We start from the raw sequence: 17568 nt of genomic DNA, 5'->3' as shown, positions 1-17568 counted from the left end.
CGTTTTCAACGGAGGGATGGCCCTGGCGGTTTTCTGCGAGAGGCGTCCCCCGAGGTTCAATAACAACAACAATCGGAGACCGAACTCATGAGCCAGGAACTGCGGCTTATTCGTCGCATCACGCTGAAACTGATTCCCTTCCTGATCCTGCTGTACCTGATCGCCTATGTGGATCGCTCCGCGGTAGGTTTCGCCAAGCTGCACATGGGCGCCGACATCGGCCTGGGTGACGCGGCTTATGGCCTGGGTGCCGGGCTGTTCTTCATTGGTTATTTCCTGCTGGAAATCCCCAGCAACCTGATGCTCGACCGCTTCGGCGCCCGGCGCTGGTTCGCGCGGATCATGGTCACCTGGGGCGCTATCACCATCGGCATGGCGTTCGTCCAGGGACCGAACAGCTTCTATGTGATGCGCTTTCTGCTCGGCGCGGCCGAAGCCGGGTTCTTCCCGGGCGTTCTGTACTACATCACCCAATGGTTCCCGATCCGCCATCGCGGCAAGATCCTCGGGTTGTTCATCCTTTCCCAACCCATCGCGATGATGATCACCGGCCCGGTGTCCGGCGGCTTGCTTGGCATGGATGGCATTCTTGGGCTGCACGGCTGGCAGTGGCTGTTCATCGTCATCGGTACTCCCGCGATCCTGCTGACCTGGCCAGTGCTGCGTTACCTGCCGGACGGCCCGCAACAGGTGAAATGGATGGACCAGTCCGAGAAAGACTGGCTGACCGGCGAGCTGAAAAAGGACCTGGAGGTGTACGGCCAGACCCGCCACGGCAATCCACTGCACGCGCTGAAGGACAAACGCGTGTTGCTGCTGGCGCTGTTCTATCTGCCGGTGACCCTGAGCATCTACGGTCTCGGTTTGTGGTTGCCGACGTTGATCAAGCAGTTCGGTGGCACTGATCTGGTGACCGGTTTCGTGTCATCGGTGCCGTACATCTTCGGGATCATCGGTTTGCTGATTATTCCGCGCAGTTCTGATCGCTTGAATGATCGCTACGGTCATTTGGCGGTGCTGTATGTGTTGGGCGCCATCGGTCTGTTCCTCAGCGCCTGGCTGACGGTGCCGGTGCTGCAATTGGCGGCACTGTGCCTGGTGGCGTTCGCGCTGTTTTCCTGCACCGCGGTGTTCTGGACCTTGCCGGGTCGCTTCTTCGCCGGCGCCAGTGCGGCGGCGGGGATCGCGTTGATCAACTCGGTGGGCAACCTCGGCGGCTACATCGGTCCGTTCGTGATCGGTGCGTTGAAGGAATACACCGGCAATCTGGCGTCGGGGTTGTACTTCCTGTCCTGCGTGATGGTGTTCGGCCTGGTGCTGACGGGTGTGGTTTATCGGCTGCTGGAGCGTAAGCACGTGCTGCCGGTCGATGAGTTTGCGGCCAGTGCGCGTGGAGCTACCCGTATCTGAGGTCAACACAATTCAAATGTGGGAGCGGGCTTGCTCGCGAAGGCGTCGTGTCAGTCACCAGTGATGTTGAATGTGATGACCTCTTCGCGAGCAAGCCCGCTCCCACATGGGTTCTGCGTTGTTTTGAAGTTTTGCGTCAACAGGAGAAAATCATGCGTTTAGTTCAGTTCGAATTGAGTAACGGCGAACGCCGTGTCGGCGTGGTCGAGGACGGCCTGGTGCGCGAGGTGCAGGATGCGCGCTCGGTGCGGGATCTGGCGCTGGCGGCGATCGAGGCGGGGGGCAATCTTGAGCAACAGGTTCAAACCCTGGGGTTGGGCATCAGCCACGACTATTCAACGCTGCTGGCCAATCTGCAAATCCTCCCGCCGCTGGATCACCCGGACCCGGCGCACATGCTGGTCAGCGGCACCGGCCTGACCCATTTGGGCAGCGCTTCGGCCCGGGACAAAATGCATCAGCAGGTCGGTGACGAAACCGCGATGACCGACACCATGCGCATCTTCAAGTGGGGCGTGGAGGGCGGTAAACCCGCGACTGGCCAGGCCGGCGTGCAACCGGAGTGGTTCTACAAGGGCGATGGCAGTATCGTCGTGCGACCGGGCAAGCCGTTCCCGCTGCCGCCGTTTGCCGAAGATGCCGGGGAGGAACCCGAGCTCAGCGGTCTCTATGTAATCGGCCACGACGGCAAACCGTATCGCCTCGGTTTCGCGGTAGGTAACGAGTTCTCCGACCATGTGATGGAGCGCAAGAATTACCTCTACCTGGCCCATTCGAAATTGCGCAGTTGCAGCTATGGCCCGGAGCTTCGGGTCGGCGAATTGCCCCAGCATCTGGCCGGTACCAGCCGCATCCTGCGCGATGGTGAAGTGCTGTGGCAGAACGAGTTCCTCAGCGGCGAAGCGAACATGTGCCACAGCCTGGAAAACCTCGAGTACCACCATTTCAAATACAGCCAGTTCCTGCGCCCCGGTGACGTGCACATTCACTTCTTCGGCACCGCGACCCTGTCTTTCGCTGACGGCATCCGCACCCAACCGGGTGATGTGTTCGAGATCAGTCAGGCCGAGTTCGGCGCGCCCTTGATCAACGGCATTGAACCCGTTGAAGCGGCATTCGAACCCGGCACCGTCGGCACACTTTAAGGAGACACCCATGACCCGGATTTTTGGTCACAACTACATTGGCGGTCAGCGCAGCGCTACCGGCACCGTCAAACTCCAGAGCGTCGACGCCAGCACTGGCGAGGCTTTGCCTCACGATTTCTATCAGGCCACCCTTGAAGAAGTCGACGCCGCCGCGAAGGCTGCCGCCGCTGCTTACCCGGCCTATCGCAGCCTGAGCGCTGAACGTCGTGCGCAATTCCTCGATGCGATAGCCGATGAGCTGGACGCGCTGGGCGATGACTTTGTCGCCGTGGTCTGCCGCGAAACCGCGTTGCCGGCGGGCCGTATTCAAGGTGAGCGTGGTCGCACCAGCGGCCAGATGCGTCTGTTCGCCAAGGTCCTTCGTCGCGGTGATTTCTATGGGGCGCGGATTGATCGCGCGCTGCCTGAACGTACGCCATTGCCGCGTCCGGATCTGCGTCAGTACCGCATCGGCCTCGGGCCGGTCGCTGTGTTTGGCGCGAGTAACTTTCCGTTGGCGTTTTCCACGGCGGGCGGCGACACCGCTTCGGCATTGGCCGCCGGTTGCCCGGTAGTGTTCAAAGCCCACAGTGGCCACATGGCAACCGCCGAGTGGGTGGCCGACGCGGTGATCCGCGCCGCCGAGACAACGTCGATGCCGGCCGGTGTGTTCAACATGATTTACGGCGGCGGGGTGGGTGAAGCGCTGGTCAAGCACCCGGCGATTCAGGCGGTCGGTTTTACCGGCTCACTGAAGGGTGGTCGTGCGCTGTGCGACATGGCCGCGGCACGTGCGCAGCCGATTCCGGTGTTTGCCGAGATGTCGAGCATCAACCCGGTGATCGTGTTGCCTCAAGCGTTGGAAACTCGCGCTGAAAGCGTTGCCCGTGACCTCACGGCTTCGGTGGTGCAGGGTTGTGGTCAGTTCTGTACCAATCCGGGGTTAGTGATCGGCATTCGTTCGCCGCAGTTCAGTGCGTTCGTGCAGCAGGTGGCGGGGCTGATTGGCGATCAACCGGCGCAAACCATGCTCAATGCCGGTACGTTGGGCAGCTATGGCAAAGGCCTGCAGAAGCTCCTTGCGCATCCGAAAATTGAGCATTTGGCCGGCAACCCGCAACAAGGCAATCAGGCGCAGCCGCAATTGTTCAAGGCAGAGGTGAGCCTGTTGCTCGATGGCGATGAAGTGCTGCAAGAGGAAGTGTTCGGCCCGACCACGGTGTTCGTCGAAGTGGCGGATCAGGCGCAACTCAGTGCCGCGTTGAACGGCCTGCATGGGCAGCTGACGGCAACGATCATCGGTGAGCCAACGGACTTCGAACAGTTCGGCGAGCTGACGGCGTTGCTGGAGCAGAAGGTCGGGCGGATTCTGCTCAATGGCTATCCGACTGGCGTGGAAGTCTGCGACTCAATGGTCCATGGCGGGCCGTACCCGGCGACATCCGATGCGCGCGGCACCTCGGTGGGCACCCTGGCCATCGACCGTTTCCTGCGCCCGGTGTGCTTCCAGAACTACCCCGACAGCCTGCTGCCGGAAGTGCTGAAAAATGGCAATCCGCTGCGCATCCAGCGCCTGGTCGATGGCAAGTCATCGCGCGACGCGCTCTAACGGCTGATCACCATCCCTGTGGGAGCGAGCCTGCTCGCGATAGCAATCTGACAGTCACTGCGATGTTAGATGTGCCACCGTCTTCGCGAGCAGGCTCGCTCCCACATGTGTTCGGTGTCGTGTGCGAGTGTTGTGACCGACACGAGTCCGCTTCCACATTGAGCTATCATTGCCTCTTTCCCATTCAAAGATTGACTGCCATGACTGCCGTAAACGACACCTTGATCAACGCCCTCGAACACTGCGACATGCTGGAGATCGACGGCCTGCACGCGTTCGACTTCTCCCTCGATGAAGACGATAACCTGCACATCGAATGCATGGACGGTCGGGCGCTCAAGCGCTGGGAGTTCAGCGTGGCGCAGATCGCGGCGGCAACGTTTGATCCCGACTTGAAGAGCTGGATCATTACCGGCGATTCCGGCGAGCACCGGTTGGTGCCCATGGAAGCATTCGGCGGTGGTGACGACGAGGACGAAACGAATGAGGATGCGTAACTTCTGGCCACTGTTGATGGCCGGCAGCGTCGGTGCGATGGGCGTGCAGGCGGCACCGGCCGACAGTTACGAGTTGCTGGTGGGCTCCTACACCGCCGGCCAGAGCCAGGGGATTTATCGCCTGAGCTTCGACAGCCGTACCGGGCAGATCGACGCCAAACCCCTGCAAGTGGTGAAGAGCGCCAACCCGTCCTGGCTCGCCGTGTCCAAGGACCAACAGCGCCTGTTCGCGGTCAACGAAAACGGCCCGGGGCAGGCCGATCCGGTAGGGCGTGTCAGCAGTTATGCGATTGATCCAAAGACCCATGAATTGAGCCTGATCAGTCAGGCGCAAACCCTGGGCAACGAGCCGACGCACTCGAGCGTCAGCGGCGACGCCAGTCACGTGTTTGTCAGCAACTACTCGGTGGCTGAAGACCCGGGCGGCACCTTGGCGGTGTTGCCGGTGGGCACCGATGGCACACTCAAACCGGTGGTGCAGATGAGCAGTCATCAGGCCAGCCGGGTCAACCCCGAGCGACAGAAGTCGGCGCATGTGCATTCGGTGATTTCATCCCCGGATGGCCAATACGTGTTTTCCAACGACCTGGGGGCGGACAAGATCTTTGTCTATCGCTTCGATCCCAAGGCCAACCCGGAGCTGCCATTGACCGCCGCCAAACCTGCGTCCGTCCAGTTGCCACCCGGTAGCGGGCCGCGACACTTGCTGTTCAGCGCCGATGGCAAGCACGCCTGGCTGACCATGGAAATGAGCGCGCAGGTCGCGGTGTTCGAATACCGCGATGGCAAGCTTGAGCAAACGCAGTTGGTCGATCTGGCGGCGGGCCTGCCGACATCGGGCAAGGCTGCGGCTGCGCTTCACGCCTCGGCCGATGGCAAGTTCCTTTATGTCAGCAACCGTGGCACCGCCAATCAGTTGCTGGTGTTCGCCATCGACCCGGCGACCGGGCACCTCAAGGAGCTTCAGCGTCGCTCCGTGGACGGTGATCACCCGCGCGAGTTCAGCCTCGATCCGAGTGGCAAGTTCGTGCTGATTGCCAACCAGAAGAGCAACCAGATTGTCGTCGTCGAGCGCGATGCCAAGACCGGTCTGTTGGGTAAAACCGTGCAGAAACTGCCGATGGATGCCCCGAGCGATCTCAAGTTCCTGGTGCGTCAATAGACCGCAGGCCCCGGTTGATGGGGCCTGCAACCTTCTATTAATGAGACTGATATCGGCTAATGCTACAAAGCATTTCAAGGCGCCGACCCTTGGGAGTTAAGTTTGCTTCACGGCCCCACCGGGCAAGCAAGCCAACTGAATCGAGGAATACCGCCATGAACTTCAATCTCTTCTCTGTCATCGCCGCTTCCGCTATCTCCGCCACTGTTGCACTGCCTGCCAGCGCCAACGTTGAAATCAGCGACAAAAAATCCCACGCCCAAAGCTATACCCAGAAATACCTGCAACAGAGCGCCAACTTCTACGCCGCGCTGGATCACAAAACCCAACACTGAAATATAAAGCCCTGCACCTTTTATGCAGGAGCGAAGTCACTTGCCGATCGAGTTGTAAGTATCGAAAAGCGCCGAAGTGATGTCGCTCCTGCATAACGCGTTTACGACAGTATCATATTGCTATCAATGTATTGATTGATATCACATAGCCATTAGTTTAGATTTGACGCTGATTTTTTGACTCCTTCCCTAAAAGGATCGACAGCATGGCGATGCGTCTGGCAGTGGTTCTCCTGTTTCTCTATTCCACCCCGATTCTGTCGGCCGCCGAGCCCGTTCCCAACGAGCCGGATGCGGCCCGTGAGCGCTTGATGAGCTTTATCGAGGACTGAAACACGCTGGGTTCATGATCAATAAAACTGATAGCTACTATGTATAAAGGTCGCTAGTTATCTTCTGTTTTTTGATCGATTCTGTGGGCACTGAAACATGCCCACGGAGAACACCATGGCCAGCGCAATCATCACTTCTGCCAAATACGGCGCCTACCTGGCCATCGGTCTTTACGTGGCCATGGTGTTGGTCGTCAGCCTTTCGACTCAATCGCAACAAAGCCATCAAGCACCGATCCAGGTCGCTTATCCCGCCATTCAATTTGAACACCGCGCGCAAAACGTAACGGTCGATCACGTTGACGTCGCGGGAGTGGTGGGGGCATGAAAGGACGCAAACTCTGGGTCATCGCCTTCCTGGCGTTCATGACCAATGGAGCTTCTTTGTTGGGGATCGGGCAGGGCTCGGCGGGGTCGGTGGCGCGGGCCATCGAATGCAACCACAACATCGCCCACAACATTCAGATGGCCAAGGCCTTGGGGTTGCTGGTGGGCAATCCGCCGATCAAGCCCAATGGCGAATTCTTCGGGACATTCCAGGTGGATTGCTCGGCGTTGGGGATGTGCTCGGTGTTGACGTGAATCCCCCCGTAGAAGCTGCCGAAGGCTGCGATCTTTTGATGTTGCTTTTAAAAACAGGATCAAAAGATCGCAGCCTTCGGCAGCTCCTACGGGGATCGGTTATTTCTTCATTATTGATGTGAACAGGTCTGACTCGATGAAGCGCTGCAACCACGCCTGCAACCGCACATAAGGCGTCTGCCCGAACCACTGGCGATCCACGTGGGCGAATTGCCGTACGAACGGCATCACGGCGACATCCGCCAGGCTCGGATGCCCGGCCAGCAAGTAGTCGCGCCCCTCCAGCAATTCATCTAGCTTGCGCAAGAACACCTCGCCCTCGGCGCGATAAACAGCCATCGGCTGCTCGGGATAACGCTCGGCGTACTTGTAGCGATTCAGGTGCACCTTGAACACCTGATCGTTCTCTTCGATCAGTGCGGCGCTGCGTTGTTGTCCTTGCGGGTCATCCTTGAGCAACCAGTCTTGCGGATCATTCTGCGCCAGCGCCCAGCGCATGATTTCCAGGCTTTCATCGATCACCCGCCCATCCACACTCAGCACCGGCACTGTGCCTTTGCTCGACAGTGCGAGCATTTCGGCCGGTTTGGCCTTGAGGCTGACCTCGACGATATCCACCTCAACCCCTGAATAACGCAGCGCCATGCGTGCGCGCATGGCGTAGGGGCAGCGGCGGAACGAATACAGCGTATTCATTTCACCTCCAGCGTACTCAGGCCGTTGCCTTGGCGATGGACCTGAATCTGCACCGGAATCCGCTCATGCATTTCCTGCACATGGGAAATCACCGCGACCTTGCGGCCCTGCGCTTGCAGACCGTCGAGGGCGTCCATGGCCAGTTGCAGGGATTCCGGGTCGAGGCTGCCGAATCCTTCGTCAATGAACAGCGATTCGATTTTCAGCGTGCTCGACGCCATCGACGCCAAACCGAGCGCCAGGGCCAGCGACACCAGGAACGTCTCGCCGCCGGACAGCGAATGCACCGAGCGCAGTTCATCGCCCATCTCGGTGTCCATCACCAATAACCCGAGCATGCTGCCGCCACGTTTCAAACGATAGCGCCGCACCAGTTGCCGCAACTGGACGTTGGCGTGATGCACCAGCAAATCGAGATTGTAGGCCTGGGCGATTTTGCGGAAGGTGTCGCCGGTGGCCGAACCGATCAATGCATTAAGCCGCGCCCAGCGCTGATACTCGGTGTAGGCGTCGGCGATCTGCTGCGCCAGGGCCTGATTGGCATTCTGTCGACGCTGATCCTCGGCCTGTTCGGCGCGCAATTCGGCGCAGCGATGTTCGCTGGCGGCGAACAGGTTTTGCAGCTCGGCGAGCGTCGAGGCCAGTTGTTCGGCATCGAGATTGCCGTTGTGCTGCGCCTGATGATCGAGCAAGCGTTGATCGCGCTCCTGCAAAAGCACCTTGGCTTGCTCGATGGCTTTTTCGCTCTGCTGCAAGCGTTGACGTAGTTCGCTGACGTGTTGGTCGTCGACGCTCAACAGATCTTCCAGTCCACCGTCGTCCAGCTCTGGATGCTGCGCGCGCCAGTCGGCGATCCTGCCGCTCAGCTCGCGATCTTCAGTTTCCAGGGCCTGCGAACGTTCCTGCTGCGCTTTGAGTTCAGCGGCCAGTTGCACCAACCGCGTGCGCACGGTTTGCAATTGCTGATTGGCCGTCGCTTCGGCAGTGCGCGCTTGCTCGACGGCCTGATCCAGTTGCTGCTGCCACTGTTCGGCGCTGGCATGTTCGCCCAGCAGTTGCGTCAGTTTTTCCTGGCAAGCCTGTTGCTGCCCGGCCAACGCCGTGAACTGTTGTTGCGCGGCGTCCAACTGCTGGGTGCGGGTCTGCTGTTGGTACTGTTCTTTCTCCAGCGTCTGCTGGCGTTGTTGCTGTTCGCCGAGTTCTTCGCGCTGCTGGTCAAGTTGTTGCAGGCGCTGGGCGATCTGCCGGTCGAGCTGTATGAAGGTCGCGGCGGGTTCATTGCGCAAGGACTCGAGCGTGTCGGCCGGGAGCAGGGTGCTGAACGCCGCCAGTTCATCGTCCAGGCGTTTACTATCGCTGCTCAACTCGCGTTGCTGGTTGAGCAGGTGTTGTGTTGCCTGTTGGTTCGCCGCTTCGGCGCTGCGCAGTTGCTGCGCCAGGCGCGCGGCATCCTGTTGCAGGGTGAGCAGGGCGGTTTGCCGTTGTTCGTCCTGCGTGATGCTCTGGTTCAACTGGCTGCTTTGTTGCGTTAGCCAGGCATCGCGTTTGCTGGCGTCCTGGACCAACAGTTGCGCGGACAGTGGGTGCGCTTCCAGGCTTGGCGTCAGGCCTTGTTGCTGAGCCGCGAGCTGTTCTTGCTGTTGCAGCAATTCCTTTTGCTGAGCAATCAAACCGCCGACTTCAGCGCGCAGATCGGTGAGTTTTTCCTTGAGCAGGTCGACGGCTTTCTGAGCGTTGGCCTGTTCGCTTTCATCATGCCGGCCGAGGCTTTGCAGCAAGGCTTCGGGCTGATGATAAGGATGGTCCGGGCTGCCACAAACCGGGCACGGCTGATCGTCCTGCAACTGCGCGCGCAGTTCTTCGACGCTGGCACTGCGCGCCAGACGCTGACGCTCAAGCAGTTCGCGGGTGACGGTCAGGGTCTGTTCGGCGACGCTCAGTTCGGCCTTGGTCTTCACGCCGTCCTGGGTCAGACGATCGCGGTCTTGCTGAGCGGCGAGTTGCCGCTGCTGAAGCTCGGCACCGCGTTTGTCCAGTTCCTGCTGGCTGGCCCACAGTCGTGTCAGCTCTTCAAAGGCCCGCAGTTGCTTGCGGTTGTCCTGCAGCAGGCTGCCGAGAATCTGAATCTGCTCAGCCACCGCTTCAGGTTCGGCGCCGGCCTCTTTGTACAGCACCTCAAGACTCTGGCGCTGGGTGGCCAGTTCCTCGGCAGCGCGGGCGGCGCTTTGCTCCAGAGCGGCCAGTTCGGCCTGGCCCTTGTTCAGGCGATTACCGATCAGCATCAGTTGTTGCAGACGATCGCGGTAGGCGTTCCAGGCATCGCTCAACGGCGCCAGATGAGTGCTTTGCTCAAGCTCACCGGCAATCCGCTGCAACCGTTCGGCGACCTGTTTCTGTTGGTCGAGCAAACCCTGAATCGTGCCCTGACCCTGAGTGCAGGCTTGTTCCGCCTGCTGCTTGAGGTCGGCACTGAGGCTGGCATCCTTGACCAGGCGGGCGAGGGTGCTTTGCTCTTCGAAGGCCTGGCGCAGCAGTGGCGCGCTGGAGGTGTGTTGGCTTTGCGCGTGGGTCAGCGCCGTTTGGGCGGTGCTCAGGCTCTGTTCAAGTTGAGTCTGTCGCTCGGTCAGCTCGCTTTGCTGTTGCGTGTGTTGCTGAATCTGCGCCGCCAGCGGGGTGAGCTGGGCGGTGAGTTCGGTCTTGCGTGCAAACTGATGCCGTTGCGGCGCCAATTGTTCCAGACGGGTCAGCTTCAAGCGCTCGCCGGCCAGGCTGTTCCAGTGTTGCTGGGCGGAGTGCAGTTGCTCGGCGGCGCTCTGTTGCGCGTCCTGCAACTGGCGCAGGTCCTTGAGCCAGGTGTGTTGCAACTCCAACTGTTTGAGCTGCGCCTGTTGGGTCTTGAGTTGCTGCTGAGCGTCGTTGAAACGCTCATCGAGTTCGGCCCGGGCTTCCGGCGACAGCGGCGTAACTCCGGTGGCCTGATCCTGCAGCAACTTATGGGCTTCGCGAGCTTCTTTGGTCTTGTCGAAAGCCCGACGACCGAGGCGGGTGTAGAGCGCCGTATCGGTGAGCTTTTCCAGCAGTTCGCTGCGGTCGTTGTCGTCCGCCTTGAGGAAGGCGCTGAACTCGCTCTGAGCCAGCATGACGGCGCGGGTGAACTGTTCGAAGTTCAGGCCCAGCGCGGCTTCAAGCTGAGCTTTGTATTCGCCTTTCTGACTGGCCAGCAGTTGATCCTGATCGATGTCGCGCAGGCTCTGGCGACTGGCTTGCAGCTTGCCGCCGGCCTTTTCCCGGGCGCGGTTGGCCTCCCAGCGAGCGCGATAGCGACGACCGTCGATGCCGACGAAATCCACTTCCGCATAACCTTCACCGGTGCCACGACGCAGCAGGGTGCGTGGGTCGCCGGTGCCGATTTCGCCATCGGCATCCGGGACCTTGGCGTCGCGGCCGGTGTTGTTCAGGCGCGGTACGGCGCCAAACAGCGCCAGGCACAGGGCGTCGAGCAGCGTGCTTTTGCCGGCACCGGTCGGCCCGGTGATCGCGAACAGACCGGCACTGGCCAAGGGCTCCGTGGTGAAGTCGATTTCAAACGGCCCGGCCAGGGAGGCGAGGTTTTTCAGGCGGATCGCGAGAATCTTCATGGCTGTTCGCTCTCCATCTGCACGTCTTGCAACAGCTCGGCGAAGTCCTTGAGCGTTTGCTCGTCGACCTCGCTGCCGTAGTTGTCCTGCCACGCGCGGCTGAACAGTTCCTGGGGCGAAAGCTGATCCAGTTCGATCAAGGTTGTGCCGTCATCGATGCCGTCGCGGCTGCCATTGCCGGCGTATTCGGCGGCAATCCGCACCAGCCGCACGGCTTTGCCTTGCAACGCCGTTTCCACTTGATGGCGCAGGTCCGGTTGCGGTTCGTCGAGACGGACCCGCACTTCCAGCCACGGCTGACGCTGGATATCGGCGAGCAGGTCGATGTTGGGCAGATCGGCCAGTTGCAGCAGGATCTCCGCCAACGGCGCGGAGCCGAGTCGTTGCAAGTGGACGGAACGCGGAATCAGACGCGGTTCGACGCTGACCAATGTTTCGCCATCGAGCTGAATGTCGAGGATCTGATGCTGGTAATTGATCTCGGAGAACGACAGCGGAATCGGCGAGCCGCAGTAGCGGATGCGCTCTTCACCGTTGACCTTCTGCGGCTTGTGCAAATGCCCGAGGGCGACATAGCTGATGCTCGGCCCGAACAGACTGGCGGGCAGGGCTTCGGCGTTACCGATGATCAGGCTGCGCTCGGAATCTTCCGAGACCGAACCGCCGGCCATGTGCGCATGGCTGATGGCGATCAGCGCCTGGCCCGGCTTGCGCTTGGCGTTGGCCGCTTCGATCAGCCATTCATGAACCTGGCCGATGCCACGCAAATAGTTATCGCCTAAATGCGCGCCGGTCACTTCGGCGGGGCGCAGGAACGGCAGCGCCAGGCACCAGGCGGCAACTTCGCCGCTGGCATCAGGCAACGGCAACAACAGGCGCTCGGCATCCAGTTGACCGTCATCGAGCCACAGCACGCGACCGAGGGCGTGAGTGCGCAAGCGCCGCATCAACGGCGCGGGCAGTTCGATTCGCGAGCCGGAGTCATGGTTGCCGGCGATCATCACGATGGTCAGCAACGGCTGCTGCTCATGGGCGCTGACGATGAAATCGTAGAGGCGTTCCTGGGCTTTGACCGGCGGGTTGACCGTGTCAAAGATATCGCCGGCGATCAGCAGCACATCGGGCTGATCCAGCTTCAGCTGACGCAGCAGCCAGTCAAGAAAGCAGGCGTGCTCGAAATCGCGCTCCTGGCCGTGCAGGTTCTGCCCAAGGTGCCAGTCGGAGGTGTGAAACAGACGCAAGGCGTACTCCGTAGGAAATAAGGTGATGGTCGCGAGGAAAATGACAGCGACTAAAGGGAGGAGAGTTTACTGGCAAACAGGTTGAATGTGGCCACGCGGCGGACCTCGTTGTCATTTACCGGCCTCGGAAACTGCGGGCTGTGAAGGGAAGTCTCCTACGTTATGAGCATCAGTTCGCTGTAAAAACATTTCATGCGCGACGTTTGTCGGTCGGACTCAAGCGCTGAACCTCGGCAAAAATCTCGGTAATCGGGCGTCGCGGTTGGCGTTTGTGCAGGGCGCGGAGCTGTGCGCTCAGGCGCAGCAGTTCTTCACTCGGTTTCGCCCATTGTTCCTTCGGCAGCGGTTCGGACCATTGGCGCATCACTTCGGGCAAGGCGTGCGGGGCCATTTTCTGGAGGCGGCGGACTTCCCATTCGGTCAGGTGGTTGGGAATCGTCCACAGCGTCATGACGTGGTACAGGTACCAGAAGAAGCCGGACACTCGACCCCGTTGGCCGTCGCGGATTTGCTGATGCATGCGCGCACGGGCGTTGTGGAAAGTGTGCAGGCCTTCGTGGGGCGGGTCGTCGGGGCCTTGCAGGTCTAGCGGGTCCTGGATGGCTTTGAGGTCGTGGATTTCGTATTCCATGTAGCCGCGGATGGCTTCCCAGTGGCTGATGGCCAGGGAAAGACCGAAGCAGGGGAATTCGACGCTGGTCAGGGTCTCGCCGTGCTGGAAGCCGATGCCCATGCCGTATTGGCGGTGGATGCCGTATTGGGTGGCGCCCTGGGCTTCGATGACCCAGGCGGAGAGGGATTCCCAGGGGACGAAGACGGGTTCGGTGGCGTCTTCGGGCATGAAGCAGACTTCGCGGCGTTGGCGGTTGAAGCGGGTAGGGATGATTTGGAGGCGTTTTTTGTGGTTGTGGTGCCAGACGCCGAGGCCGATGAGCAGGGTCCAAAAACCAGTTTGCATGGCTAGCGGGTAGGACGCATGGAAGATCCCTTGTATGGAGTCCGAAATATCTTCCCAGCCATATCCAAGTACTAGTCCAAGGAAGCCGCCAATTATTGGGAACAGAAATGCAATCATAAATGCACCGCTGAATGGACCGCCCAGTGTTATCTGCCACATAAAGACTTGAGGCGATCCCAACCCAAAGTCCATGTACACCTCATTTAGCTCCCCGATATGCGGGCCATGCGGCGGTAGCGGTGTCGGTAATGGCAACGGCGCGAGATAAGTGATTCTCCCACTGGGAAACGGCTCGACATCGCCGGCATTGCGGGATTGCTCAAGGTGCGTGGAAGGCAGAGGCATATCAATCTTGGTGGGCATGGTCGGCCAGCTCCAGCAGATGGGTTTCAACCAGCAACGACGGTGGATGCTCGGTAACGGATTGACGGGGCAACGACGGGAAACGCCCCTCAGCACGGGGGTTAAGGCGAATGACGTCAGTCAGCGATTCCCACCCCCCCTTGGCGTTCAAGGTTTGGATACAGACCGCCAGCTCTAGTGTTTCGGACGCGGGGGTAAGTTCGCTGTCAGGATCCACGGGATATTGCAGGCACAGCACCAGCCGGTCAGGTCCTGTTTGTACGATGCGCAGGCTGGCCGTGATTTCATCGCTGATAACGTCCTTGCGCTCTCGCAGCGTGCCACGGCTGTGGAGAGGAATGGCAATGCGGTGGGCGCCGATCCCCAGACGATGAGCCGCTTTGTCACTCCGGATCAGTTCCGGATGTTTTTCCTGATAGTCGAGCAGGGTTTTACGGCTGTAACAGCTCATGCCCGACGTTTGTCCGTCGGACTCAAGCGCTGCACTTCAGCAAAGATCTCGGTAATCGGTCGGCGAGGTTGGCGTTTGTGCAGCTGTCGGACCTGTTCGCTCAGGCGCAGCAGTTCTTCGCTCGGCTTGGCCCATTGCTCTTTCGGCAGCGGTTCGGACCATTGGCGCATCACTTCGGGCATGGCGTGCGGGGCCTTTTTCTGGAGGCGGCGGACTTCCCATTCAGTCAGGTGGTTGGGAATCGTCCACAGCGTCATCACGTGGTACAGGTACCAGAAGAACCCGGACACCCGGCTGCGCTGGCCGTCGCGAATCTGCTGGTGCAGGCGCGTGCGGGCGTTGTGGAAAGTGTGCAGGCCTTCGTGGGGCGGGTCATCCGGGCCTTGCAGGTCTTGCGGGTCCTGGATGGATTTGAGGTCGTTGACTTCGTATTCCATGTAACCGCGAATCGCTTCCCAGTGGCTGATGGCCAGGGAAAGACCGAAGCAGGGAAATTCGACGCTGGTCAGGGTCTCGCCGTGCTGGAAGCCGATGCCCATGCCGTATTGACGGTGGATGCCGTATTGGGTCGCGCCCTGGGCTTCGATGACCCAGGCGGATAGGGATTCCCAGGGGACGAAGAGCGGTTCGGTGGCGTCTTCGGGCATGAAGCAGACTTCGCGGCGTTGGCGGTTGAAGCGGGTGGGGATGATGGCGGCGCGCTTGTTGTGGGTGTGGAGCCAAGTGCAGAGGAGGATGGCGAAGGCAGAGAAGCCGGTTATTAGGGCTATTCCATAGGCCTCATTGAAAACCCCTTTTATGGCATGAGAAACATCGTCCCAACCCATGCCGAACACAAAGAACATGAAGCCGATAAATAGAGATATCAAAAATGCGATCGAGAAAGCACCACTGAACGGTAATCCTAAAATGACCTGCCATGAAAACACCTGCGGTGAACCCAAGCCAAAATCCATGTACACCTCATTCAGATCCCCTATATGCGGACCGTGCGCTGGCATCACTGTCGGCAGGGGCAACGGCGCAAGGTAGGTGATTTGCCCACTGGGAAACGGTTCGACATCGCCGGCTTTGCGGCATTGCTCAAGGTGTGGGGAAGGCAGAGGCATATCAATCTTGGTGGGCATGGTCGGCCAGCTCCAGCAGATGGGTTTCAACCAGCAACAACGGTGGATGCTCGGTGATGGATTGAGAGGACGATGCAGGGAAACGCCCCTCAGCACGGGGGTTCAGGCGGATGACCCGAATGTGGGAAACCCACGCGCCGTTGGCGTTCAGGGTCTGGATACAGACCGCCAGCTCCAGCGTTTCGGAGGCCGGGGTAAATTCGGCATCAGGATCCGATGGATATAGCAGGCATAACACCAACCGATCTGGCTCTGCTTGCACGATGCGCAGGCTGTTTGCGACTTCATCGCTGATGACGTCCTTGCGCTCGCGCGGTACACCACGACTGTGGAGGGGAACGGAAAGGCGGTGGGCGCCGATCCCCAGACGATAAGCCGGTTGACCGCTCAGGGGGGGCTGAAAATCGTTGAGCTTGAGCCCTGGCAGCACCAAATGGATGTCTTTGGGCTTGGCCTTTAACAGCAGGTCTTTCAGCCAGGAGTCATGCTTGTTCGGACCCAGTTGCGCATAAGGAGCGTGAAGCAAATAGGTTAGATAGCGTTGGTATTCATCCAGCGTATGATCGCCGCGTTCCTCGGCATCCAGGCTCCAGGGTGTAGTTTTCAGCCATTTGTCGTGGGCGCTGAGGTTGTAGCGGTTGTACAGCCAGGTGCCGCCCAGCTCCAGCACGGTGAACAGGGCGCCGGCGAGGTTGAAGCGGAAGAACACGGTGGAGAGACGGGTCCCTGCGGCAGCCCAGGCGGCAGTTCTTGCAGCGCTGTTTTTTGCGACCAACACGTTAATCGCGGCACGACCGGTGTGATTCAAACCATAGGCATTGACGGTCGTCATGCCGGCCGCCCCCGCTGTCGCGAGCGCTGCACTGTTCTGCGCTGCCGCATTCCCGCTACGCGTCGCCTGCTGCCAGTTCTGGTGGTGGTTGATCAGGCTGACCATTGAAGACGCAAAACCTAAAACGTAGGTAAAGCCACCCAACCCAACATGCATCTTGCCCATCTGCACATGTACATTCTGCAACGCGTGGTGTTGAAGTCCCCCGACGAGTGCAGTACTTCGTGCCTTCAATGCGGTATCAGCCAGACTTTGCGCAGCGGTGAATCCCGCCGCCCCGGTCACCATCGCTGCATTAAAAACGGGCATCCAGACTCGCTTGTTCCTGGATTGATTGGTCAGTTCCCTTATAACCGAAACCAAATTCACCCCCTGCACCAAAAACACCAACAACCCCATCCCCTCGCTCCGAATCAACTTCCCATTCGGCACCGAGCTAACCCCCAGCCGAATATCCTTCAACAAACTCTGCACCTCCAACTGTTGCGCCGGTGGAAACACCAGCGTCACCCCCGCCCGAGCCTGCGTTGCGCCATACAGCCGAACCGACTGATCCGGCAACTCCGCAATCGGGCTCAACGCCCCGGCCAATCGGCCTTCAAGTTGCGTCAACTGCCCGCGCACCCGAACGATCTCGCCCTGCAGTTCCACCGCCCGTGGCGTCTTGTGCCCCTGGCGGTTTTTGTTGTGGGTGAGCTGGTTGCGTTCGCGGGTCAGTGTCTTGAGATAGTCGCGTTCTCTGAGCAGTTCCTTGAGGTTGGTTTGCAGCGCGGTATGTTCCGCCGGGCTGGCGATGGTGAAGGTCACGCCGGTGGTTTTCGCGGCGTCGAGGATCCGGGGCGACAAGGCTTTGGGCAGGCGCCGGAACAGTTCGTCGAGGTCGGGGATTTTCTCTCCCGCCAGATCGAACCCTTCCAGCGCCCGGCTCAGGCCCAGGTTCAGCGCCGGGCTGAGGCTGTGCTGGGCTGCGTCCGCGACGGCGCGGGTGTGTTCGGGCAAGTCGTCGAGGGCCGGCAGGTGCGGTTGTTCGATTTTCTGCAACTCGCCCAACCAGTGCGGCAGGTTTTTGAACACGCCCATGCCGGCGTTGAACAACGTCGTGTATTGCGCGGCTTGTTCAGGTTGTAAGCGAAGGGGCAAGGTGTAGAACAGTGGCCGGGTCAGCTCGGGGTGTTTCTCCAGATAATCGAGGAGGGCTTCGCTGGCGT

General features: G+C 60.1%; 15 protein-coding genes and 1 pseudogene. 9 read left to right on the top strand and 7 right to left on the bottom strand.

What is annotated here, in order from left to right:
• Positions 1 to 87 precede the first annotated feature (87 nt).
• The 9 genes from TU81_RS08765 (at position 88) to TU81_RS08730 (ending at position 7054) form a co-directional block, all read left to right on the top strand.
• A complete protein-coding gene (locus tag TU81_RS08765) occupies positions 88 to 1410 on the top strand; it encodes an MFS transporter (RefSeq protein ID WP_048394523.1) in 1323 nt (440 codons plus the stop codon).
• A 152-nt stretch (positions 1411 to 1562) separates the two neighbouring features.
• Complete coding sequence (araD1, locus tag TU81_RS08760; RefSeq protein WP_048394521.1) at positions 1563 to 2555, top strand: AraD1 family protein; 993 nt, start codon at positions 1563 to 1565, stop codon at positions 2553 to 2555.
• 10 nt (positions 2556 to 2565) lie between these two features.
• Positions 2566 to 4146: an aldehyde dehydrogenase (NADP(+)) gene (locus tag TU81_RS08755; RefSeq protein WP_048394518.1), complete on the top strand. Its 1581-nt coding sequence runs from the start codon at positions 2566 to 2568 to the stop codon at positions 4144 to 4146.
• Between the two features lie 200 nt (positions 4147 to 4346).
• On the top strand, positions 4347 to 4643 hold the full coding sequence (locus TU81_RS08750) for a DUF5629 family protein (protein WP_038984082.1): 297 nt from the start codon (positions 4347 to 4349) through the stop codon (positions 4641 to 4643).
• On the top strand, positions 4636 to 5805 hold the full coding sequence (locus TU81_RS08745) for a lactonase family protein (protein ID WP_048394515.1): 1170 nt from the start codon (positions 4636 to 4638) through the stop codon (positions 5803 to 5805). Before TU81_RS08750 ends, TU81_RS08745 begins: the two co-directional genes overlap by 8 nt.
• A 155-nt stretch (positions 5806 to 5960) precedes the next feature.
• Complete coding sequence (locus TU81_RS08740) at positions 5961 to 6140, top strand: hypothetical protein (protein WP_007901164.1); 180 nt, start codon at positions 5961 to 5963, stop codon at positions 6138 to 6140.
• A gap of 206 nt (positions 6141 to 6346) precedes the next feature.
• A complete protein-coding gene (locus TU81_RS30930; RefSeq protein ID WP_264082243.1) occupies positions 6347 to 6472 on the top strand; it encodes a hypothetical protein in 126 nt (41 codons plus the stop codon).
• Between the two features lie 115 nt (positions 6473 to 6587).
• The gene (locus TU81_RS08735; protein ID WP_048394513.1) at positions 6588 to 6800 is read left to right on the top strand and encodes a hypothetical protein; all 213 of its coding nucleotides are present in this window, start codon (positions 6588 to 6590) and stop codon (positions 6798 to 6800) included.
• Positions 6797 to 7054 (top strand): hypothetical protein, encoded by a 258-nt coding sequence (locus TU81_RS08730; RefSeq protein WP_048394511.1) that lies wholly within the window; start codon positions 6797 to 6799, stop codon positions 7052 to 7054. The genes TU81_RS08735 and TU81_RS08730 overlap by 4 nt, the downstream gene beginning before the upstream one ends.
• A gap of 99 nt (positions 7055 to 7153) precedes the next feature.
• On the opposite strand, the gene TU81_RS08725 is transcribed toward TU81_RS08730, so the two are convergent.
• From TU81_RS08725 to TU81_RS08695, 7 genes and pseudogenes are all read right to left on the bottom strand, one after another.
• A complete protein-coding gene (locus TU81_RS08725; protein ID WP_048394509.1) occupies positions 7154 to 7750 on the bottom strand; it encodes a glutathione S-transferase in 597 nt (198 codons plus the stop codon).
• Positions 7747 to 11388, bottom strand: a complete 3642-nt coding sequence (locus tag TU81_RS08720; protein ID WP_048394508.1) for an AAA family ATPase — start codon at positions 11386 to 11388, stop codon at positions 7747 to 7749. The genes TU81_RS08725 and TU81_RS08720 overlap by 4 nt, the downstream gene beginning before the upstream one ends.
• Positions 11385 to 12629, bottom strand: a complete 1245-nt coding sequence (locus tag TU81_RS08715) for an exonuclease SbcCD subunit D C-terminal domain-containing protein (protein ID WP_048394506.1) — start codon at positions 12627 to 12629, stop codon at positions 11385 to 11387. Before TU81_RS08715 ends, TU81_RS08720 begins: the two co-directional genes overlap by 4 nt.
• Positions 12630 to 12819: 190 nt before the next feature.
• Positions 12820 to 13587: a hypothetical protein gene (locus tag TU81_RS08710; protein ID WP_231983796.1), complete on the bottom strand. Its 768-nt coding sequence runs from the start codon at positions 13585 to 13587 to the stop codon at positions 12820 to 12822.
• A gap of 346 nt (positions 13588 to 13933) precedes the next feature.
• Positions 13934 to 14401, bottom strand: coding sequence for a hypothetical protein (locus TU81_RS08705; RefSeq protein WP_048394505.1), 468 nt, complete (start codon positions 14399 to 14401; stop codon positions 13934 to 13936).
• Positions 14398 to 15528 carry a hypothetical protein gene (locus TU81_RS08700; protein WP_053078282.1) on the bottom strand — a complete coding sequence of 377 codons (1131 nt, stop codon included), beginning with the start codon at positions 15526 to 15528 and terminating at the stop codon, positions 14398 to 14400. The genes TU81_RS08705 and TU81_RS08700 overlap by 4 nt, the downstream gene beginning before the upstream one ends.
• Positions 15512 to 17568, bottom strand: a pseudogene (locus TU81_RS08695) (toxin VasX); the annotation flags it as partial. The pseudogene TU81_RS08695 and the gene TU81_RS08700, both read right to left, overlap by 17 nt.

The organism is Pseudomonas lini, assembly GCF_001042905.1.
In the GTDB taxonomy this organism is placed as follows: domain Bacteria; phylum Pseudomonadota; class Gammaproteobacteria; order Pseudomonadales; family Pseudomonadaceae; genus Aquipseudomonas; species Aquipseudomonas lini.
The sequence above is the reverse complement of the archived record's forward strand: the minus strand, read 5'-3'. Positions and strand labels throughout refer to the sequence as shown.